This is a genomic window from Allobosea eneae (genome assembly GCF_042657265.1).
GTDB classification, from domain to species: Bacteria; Pseudomonadota; Alphaproteobacteria; order Rhizobiales; family Beijerinckiaceae; genus Allobosea; species Allobosea eneae.
Map to the genome: position 1 here is coordinate 1 of NZ_JBHSLW010000069.1, position 535 is coordinate 535.

General features: G+C 65.2%; 2 protein-coding genes. Both read right to left on the reverse strand.

Translation table 11 applies throughout. The annotated features are described in order from the left end of the window. Positions 1-19: 19 nt before the first annotated feature. Positions 20-364: a hypothetical protein gene (locus tag ACFPOB_RS27345; protein ID WP_068203926.1), complete on the reverse strand. Its 345-nt coding sequence runs from the start codon at positions 362-364 to the stop codon at positions 20-22. Next, positions 364-535: transposase (locus ACFPOB_RS27350; RefSeq protein WP_377801429.1), on the reverse strand; the 172-nt coding region annotated here is incomplete at its 5' end. The genes ACFPOB_RS27345 and ACFPOB_RS27350, both read right to left, overlap by 1 nt.

Consider the following 535-nt stretch of genomic DNA (forward strand, 5'->3'; position numbering starts at 1 on the left):
TAGCAGGCTGTTGAAGAAGTCAGACGCGTTCGCAGACGAAGCCTGACTCGTCGCCGTTGTGGATGTGGAAGTGCCCGACGAGGCGGCCGGCGGTGCCGATTGAGGCCCATCCGCGACCGCAGGCGGGATCATTCTCGTCGTGTCCCTCCCACGAGAACTCCGCGCAGGCGGAACCGTCTCGTGCACCGTAGCGGACGTCGAGGAAGCCCTTGAGCGCGCCAAAGGCGATTTCACCGTTCGCCGCGCCCTTGAACGTGAGGTGCGCCTCCTCGACAAGGTCGAGGAACTCATTGTCCCAGGTGTCCATCTCGACGATGCGCCAACGGCCGGCGAAGGCCTTGGCGAAGGCGGGGACCCTGGCCATCAGCCGGTCTCCATCATCAGCTTGGGCAGCCGCACGAGATTGTAGGCGGCGGCCGCGAAGGTGAAGGCCCATCCGACACGGTCGCGACCGCGGAACTTCGTCTTGTCCTGCCCGGCAACCGTCTTGATCCAGCCGAACGCCTCCTCGATGCGCTTCCTGATGCGCTGGCTG